Below are 6,382 nucleotides of genomic sequence, written 5' to 3'. Positions count from 1 at the left end.
GTGACGAGGCAGAACCCGGTGATGGCCTCGCTCGGCACCTCGGCGAGGCGGCGGGACAGCACCGAGTAGCCGGCCCAGGTGAATGCCGCCAGGAGCGCCGCGAGGTAACCGGGCGCATAGGCCGGATCGAAGCTCAGGCCGGCCCCCCTGGTGACGACCAGTCCGGCGCCGGCGAGCGCCAGCAGCACGCCCGCGACATGATGCCGACGCAGCCGCTCGCCCGGCAGCATGGCCGAGAACACCACGATGAGCAGCGGCCACAGGTAGTTGATCAGCCCGGCCTCGACCGGCGGGGCACTTCTGAGCGCGAAGAAATAGCAGAAATGGTAGCCGAACAGGCCGCCGACGCCGAGCAGCCACACCCGGGGCGGCTGTCGCATGGCGCCGAGCGAGGCGGGCCGCAGGATCAGCAGGCTCAGCCCGCCGATGCCGAAGGTGATCGCGGTCAGCTGCAGGGCCGGCATCGCCCCGCTCGCAGCGGTGAGGAAGGCCAGCAGGGACCACAGCAACACGGCCGAAAAGCCGATGACGGTCGCCGATGAACGGGTGAGCAGTGCCATGGCGGCCTTCTAGCCCGCGTCGATCGGGTTGCCAATGCGCTGGCGGGTTGAAGCGGGCCGCATCCGCCATTACCTTGCATTCAAATGGAAGCCTGACCGCATGCCGCTTGCCAGATCCGACCTTCTTGCGCTGCGCATGCGTCTCGACAGCGGCTTTGAGACCTTCACCGGCGAGGTTGCGGCGGAACAGGCCAGCTCGCTGGGGTACCAGGGGCGGCAGGTGGAGAAGGCGATGCAGGCGCTGCGCGATCACGATGCACGAGGCAGCGACGGCGCCGTCCGGCTGGCGCTGGTCAAGGCCGCGGCGCGGCAGGTCTGGGCCTTCTTCGTCCAGCGCGAACTGTGCGGGCTGCGCGACCAGAAGGAGGTCATCCGCATCTATGGAATTCCGCCGGAGGTGCTGCGGCGCCTGGGGGCGATGGACTGATGGCAAATCGGCTTCCGCAATGTGGTCGATTGCTGACGCCGGGCAGTCGACCTGATATGTCGGGATTCGCTGTCGTATCGAATGTTAGCTGGACCGGTGCGGTCCAGGGCGTGGCTCATGCTTCGTGACGCCGTACAGAGATCCCTGACGCCGATCCCGGTGACGGCCGAAGCTCGGGTGGTCGGTAGTGAGCCCGTGCCGCCCTTCCACAAGGTTGCGACCGAGGTCGTCTGGGTGGTGTTCCGCTTCGATCACGAGGCCGTGCGTCCCTTTCTTCCGGACGGGGTGCTGATCACCGAGGCGAGCGTCGGGATTGTCGGTATCTATCAGGCCCATACCGGGTTCGGACTGGCGCCCTATACCCGGGGCCTCGTCGGGGTGTCGGTGAAGGGGCGGCCGGGGACCGACGTGCCGGAAGGCATGCTGGTGCTGGCCGACATCATGGACGAGCCGGGGGCTTCGCGACTGAGGCGGCTCTATTCGGGCAATACCAGCGTCGGCTCGGCGCGCACCTGGCTGGACGAAGGCCTGCTGCACGGGGCGGCCCGGGTGGGGGACGAGGACTGGCTGCGGGCCACCATCCGGCCGGCCGGCGACAAGCGCCGCGACATGTGCGGCGTCGACACCTTCCTCGGCGTGACGGAGGCCGGCCTCGTCGCCTATGCCGACTCCAATGTGTCCGACCTCGACGATGCCGAGATCGTCTCGATCGAGATCACCGACGCGGCGCCGCCGGTCGTGCAGGCCATGCGGCCGACCGGCTTCGTCTTCGGGCTGCACGCGTTGCGGGTGAGTTCGATCTGGAGCGAACCGCGCGTGGTCGGCAGAAGCGCGATGGGCGACGCCGCCCAGATGTTCCTCGGCATCGTCGAGGATGCCGGTCGGGCGGCGGCCATCGTGCGCCAAGACGGGACGCTGATCGCCGCCAACAGCAGCGGGACGCGGCTGCTGGGAACGCAGGCCCGGCCGGGCGAGCAACTGCTCGGGGGGACGCTGGCGGAGCGGCAGGCGCTCGGCGCCGCCCTGCGCAACAGCGTGGCGCGGACCGGGCCGCGCGTCTCCGATCCGATTGCGATCACCCGCCCCGGCGGACAGCTGGTCGCCTACGTGCTGCCGCTCGAGCATGGCGAGTACCGCGCCGATTCGGCGCTGGTGCTGATGACCGATCCGCACGGGCCGGAGCGGCGCGATGCGGCGCAACTGCTGCAGCTGTTCGGCCTCACCGCGGCCGAAGCGCGACTCGCGGCGCTGGTCGGCACCGGCATCGCGCCGCGCCGCGCCGCCGCCGACCTCAGCATCACCGAGCACACCGCCCGTTCGACGATGAAGGCCGTCTACGACAAGCTGGGCATTCGCAAGCAATCCGAACTCGGCCACCTGGTGGCAAGGCTTCAGCACTTCTGAGTATTGGCATAACCTTGAGGCACGCCCCGCAATTGTGGGGTGCGGGCTTGGCTTTCCCGCAGCATTCTCGCATCTGCAAACAATTGCTCCAGGATGGATAGAGTGCTGGATATTTTGGAAAAGCCCGCCGGCGCAGTCATTCAGTCGCGCGGCGGCCTCACGGTGGGCGATGCCATCGCCATGCTGCGCACCTTCGATCCCGCCGCCCTGGTGCTGATCGCCGGGGAGTATGGCGGGCTCGACGAGATCCTCGGTTTTCGCAAGACGCCGGTCCGGCTGAACGTCAATGACGCGGATGGCTTCGGCCCGCACGAGGTCCCCTCGCATGGCGAGCGGGCCGACACGGTCGCCGTCGTCGTGCGCACCCGCGAGTAGGCCCCGGCGCCGACCGGCGCGGTTCCGCCCCGGCCACCGGCACTAGAAGCGCAGCTTGAAGCCTTCGTGGCTGCGGACAAAGCCCAGCCGCTCGTAGAAGCGGTGGGCATCGACGCGCCGCTTGTTGGAGGTCAGCTGCACGACGCCGCAATTACGCCGCTGTGCCTCGGCGATGGCGTACTGCAGCAGTTGCGAGCCGTAGCCGCGATTGCGGCAGGCGGGATCGACGTGCACCGCCTCGACGAGGCACCGCCGCATCCCCAGCCCGGCGATACCAGGAATGAAGGTCAGTTGCAGCGTACCGACGGGGCGATCCTCCAGCGTCGCAACGATCAGCTGCTGGTTGGGATCGGCGGCGATCTCGGCAAACGCGGCACGATAGCCCGGGTGGTCCGGCCGGTCGGGCAGATCGCCGGCCGGCACCACGGCGTCCTCGGCGATCAGGCGGACGATGAAGCCGAGATCGGCCTCGGTGGCGTGGCGAAACGCCAGGGTCATGGCAGCGCTCCGTGCGTTGTCCAGGTCGGTGGCGAGGCGACCGCGGGAAGCCGCGCGTCGGTCATTGACCGCCGCAGCGCCGCCCCATACTCCTCGTTGCCGGGCGAGGATACACCTTTCATGGACGTCAGGTTGCTGTGGTTGGCGCTGGGGGCGTTTGCCGGCAGCGTGGAAAGCTCCCTGGTCGTCAGCGTGCTCCCCGCGATCAGCGCGGAAACCGGCGTCAGCATCGCCCAGGCGGGCTATGTGGTGGTGTTCTACTCGATCGCCTACGGCATCGGCACGCCGCTGCTCACCACGCTGTTCGGGGCCGTTGACCGGCGGCGCGTGGTGGCCGGCGCCGAGCTGCTGTTCGGGCTCGCGGCCATCCTGTTCGGCCTGCTGCCGGGCTTCGCGCTGATCCTCGTCGCCCGGACCATGCTGGCCCTCGGGGCGGGCCTGTTCACCTCGACGGCGCAGTCGACGGCGGTGGCCCTGGCGGCTCCCGGCCGGCGCGGGCGCGCCGTCTCGACGGTGGTGATGGGCGGCTCGATCGCCGTCGCGGTCGGCGCGCCGCTCGGAGCCCTCGTCGCCGAACTCTACGGCTGGCGAGTCGCCTATGTCGGGCTCGGGCTGATCGCCGTGTTCGCCTCGGCCACCATGTGGCTGAAGCTGCCGCACGACATCCACGGCGACAAGCGCAGCCTCAGGGAGCGGCTGGCGCTGCTCGGCATCCGCGGCGTGCCGATGACGCTGCTCAGTTCGGCGCTCGGCGCCTTCGCCATGTTCGTGGCGCTCACCTATCTGGCGCCGATCACCACGCAGCTGATCGGGCTCGGGCAGTCGATGATGCCCACCGTGCTGCTGGCCTTCGGCATCGGCGCGCTCGGGGGCAATTTCATCGGCGGCTACCTCGTCGACCGGATCGGCGCGCGGTCGACGATGGTGGCGATCCTCGGCGGCATGATCTTCGAACTCGCCGCCATCGATCTCATCGCCCTCTTGCCGGCCGTCGCGGTCGTGCCGGTCTACCTCGTCCACATGGCGATCTTCGGCGTGGTGACCTGGGCCTATTTCCCCTCGCAGATCAGCCGTCTGGCCGTGTTGGCCCCGGCCTCGGTGCCGCTGGCCGCCTCGCTCAACCTCACGGCGATGAACCTCGGCGGCGCGCTGTCGGCGCTGGCCGGCGGGGTGGCGCTCGAACAGCTGGGCGTGGCGAGCCTGGGCTGGCTCGGCGCCGCCGCGGCGGTCGCCGCCATGGTGGTCACCGTGCTGGCGCCGGATCGTTCGGATCCGAAGTAGGATCCGGACCTAGGTGCGCTTGCCCTTCGGGCTCAGGCTCCAGGCGACGAACAGAACCACCACGGCAAGGATGCCCGGCAGCAGCGCCAGCCATTCCTCGCCGGCCGCGAGGACTGCCGTGCCCGCCCACATGATCGAGCTCAGTGCCTCCGAGATGGTCGCGGCGCGCGAGGCCACCTGCCGCCGCCGGAACATGGCGCGACGCATCGGGATGCGGAACCAGAGCTGGATGGCTGTCGCCGAGCCGGCCGACAGGGCGACGAACAGCGCCGTCACCCAGGCGAGGTCCCAAGAGGCGATCCAGACCATGGCCAGCACCGGGGCGAAGACCACGCCGATGGCGCAGAGCACCGCCTCGATCTTGGCGATCAGCACGGCGCGCGGGTGGATCGGCGCGGTGACGACGAGGTCGTGCGCGTCCTCGCCCGAGATGGCGAGCCAGCTGAGCCCGCCCGCCAGCTGCCCGGCGGCCATCACGATCACCGGGATGACGACGACATAGGTGCCGGCGCTCTGCCCGTAGGAAACCCAGAGGAACAGCGCCGGCGGGAACAGGTAGAGGATCTGCATCAGCGACTGGCTGAGCAGCCACGGATCGCGCCGCAAGAGCTTCCATTCCTTGACGCGCAGCGCATGGCGCTGGCTCGTCGGGCGGAACGGGCGGGCGGCGGCGCTCTGCTGCACGCGGGTCTGCGAGACGCCCGCGGCGGCGATGGCGCGGCCGGCGAAGCTGGCCGAGGTCAGGCGGATGACGAGGGCAAGGGCGCCGAAGCCGGCCACGGCGACCGCGAGCATGGCGCCGAGGTCGCCCATGGCGCCGCGTGCCGGCAGCCAGACGAGGCTCGCGAGGTCGGGAGCGGCTGCGACGAATTCGGGCGATTGCAGCACCGAGAAGCGGTTCATGTTGCCGAAGCTGAGGATGGCGACCGCCTGGATGCCGATGATGAAGCCGGCGCCGACGATGCCGGCGATGATCTGCGCGATCAGCCGGGTGCGGGCCGGGCCGGCGAGCCGGAAGAGGCCGATGGTGACGACCACGGACAGCGCGACCGCCACCGCGCCGAGCCCGGCGAGCACGCCATAGGCCGCCAGCCAGCGCGGCCCCTCGTGGGCGACGAGGACATTGACCATCGGGCTTGCCAGCAGGCAGGCGAGCACGATCGAGCCGAAGGCGGTGGCGCCGGTGCGCACCGCGAACAGCCGCTCGGCCGGGGCAGGGGAGGAGAGGATCAGGTCGAGGTCGGAGCGCGAATAGTAGGCGCGGGTCACCGACTCTAGGGCCTGGCTCAGCATCACCGTCCAGAACAGGAAGCCGGTGCTGGTGAGCAGCACCAGCGTCTCCTTGTCCGGCGCGATGCCGGAGGCGATCCAGGGGCCCATCAGCGCGTTGGCGAGCGCGTGCAGGCCCAGGTAGAACGCGCCGAGCACGACGAACAGCACGATACCGCGGACCTTCTTGCCGCCGGTGGTCATGGCGAGCCAGTCGCGCCAGGCCAGTCGGAACTCGTGCGCGGCGAACCAGGGGAGCGTCGACGGCGACATCATGCGGCGGCGACCTCGACGAGATCGGCCGTGTCGGCCTCCTTCTGCGCCACGAGGTCGAGGAAGATCTCCTCGAGCGTCGTTTCCCGGCCGACGCGGGCGCGCAGTTCGCCCAGCGTTCCCTCGGCTGCGAGCCGGCCGTGGTTGATCACCCCGATCCGTTCGGCCATCCGTTCGGCCACCTCGAGGATGTGGGTGGTCATGATCACCGTGACGCCCTGCGCCACCTTCTGCTTGAGCACATCCTTGACCTGGCGCGCCGAACCGGCATCGAGGCCGGTGAGCGGCTCGTCGA

The 6,382-nt window shown here is 69.8% G+C and carries 7 protein-coding genes and 1 pseudogene; 4 read left to right on the top strand and 4 right to left on the bottom strand.

Annotated features, from left to right (window positions below; genetic code table 11):
* Window positions 1-560: EamA family transporter (locus ACE3TU_RS17490; protein ID WP_374626516.1), on the bottom strand; the 560-nt coding region annotated here is incomplete at its 3' end.
* A gap of 100 nt (window positions 561-660) precedes the next feature.
* Here ACE3TU_RS17490 and ACE3TU_RS17485 point away from each other — a divergent pair.
* The 3 genes from ACE3TU_RS17485 (at window position 661) to ACE3TU_RS17475 (ending at window position 2,766) form a co-directional block, all read left to right on the top strand.
* Window positions 661-987: a DUF6665 family protein gene (locus tag ACE3TU_RS17485; RefSeq protein WP_374626514.1), complete on the top strand. Its 327-nt coding sequence runs from the start codon at window positions 661-663 to the stop codon at window positions 985-987.
* Between the two features lie 117 nt (window positions 988-1,104).
* Window positions 1,105-2,391 (top strand): hypothetical protein, encoded by a 1,287-nt coding sequence (locus ACE3TU_RS17480; RefSeq protein WP_374626512.1) that lies wholly within the window; start codon window positions 1,105-1,107, stop codon window positions 2,389-2,391.
* Between the two features lie 102 nt (window positions 2,392-2,493).
* The gene (locus ACE3TU_RS17475; protein WP_374626510.1) at window positions 2,494-2,766 is read left to right on the top strand and encodes a hypothetical protein; all 273 of its coding nucleotides are present in this window, start codon (window positions 2,494-2,496) and stop codon (window positions 2,764-2,766) included.
* Between the two features lie 42 nt (window positions 2,767-2,808).
* Here ACE3TU_RS17475 and ACE3TU_RS17470 read toward each other — a convergent pair whose 3' ends face one another.
* On the bottom strand, window positions 2,809-3,264 hold the full coding sequence (locus ACE3TU_RS17470; protein WP_374626508.1) for an N-acetyltransferase family protein: 456 nt from the start codon (window positions 3,262-3,264) through the stop codon (window positions 2,809-2,811).
* Window positions 3,265-3,384: 120 nt separating this feature from the next.
* Between ACE3TU_RS17470 and ACE3TU_RS17465 the strand changes: the two genes are divergently transcribed.
* Window positions 3,385-4,545, top strand: a complete 1,161-nt coding sequence (locus ACE3TU_RS17465) for an MFS transporter (RefSeq protein ID WP_374626506.1) — start codon at window positions 3,385-3,387, stop codon at window positions 4,543-4,545.
* Window positions 4,546-4,554: 9 nt separating this feature from the next.
* Here the strand turns inward: ACE3TU_RS17465 and ACE3TU_RS17460 are convergent, their stop codons facing one another.
* Entirely contained in the window at window positions 4,555-6,090 is a 1,536-nt protein-coding gene (locus ACE3TU_RS17460; protein ID WP_374626504.1) for a permease, read from the bottom strand.
* Window positions 6,087-6,382 (bottom strand): annotated as a pseudogene (locus tag ACE3TU_RS17455) (ABC transporter ATP-binding protein); the annotation flags it as partial. The pseudogene ACE3TU_RS17455 and the gene ACE3TU_RS17460, both read right to left, overlap by 4 nt.

The organism is Devosia sp. (assembly GCF_041917035.1).
In the GTDB taxonomy this organism is placed as follows: domain Bacteria; phylum Pseudomonadota; class Alphaproteobacteria; order Rhizobiales; family Devosiaceae; genus Devosia_A.
Note: the sequence above shows the minus strand (reverse complement) of the source record. Positions and strands in the feature narration are given on the sequence as shown.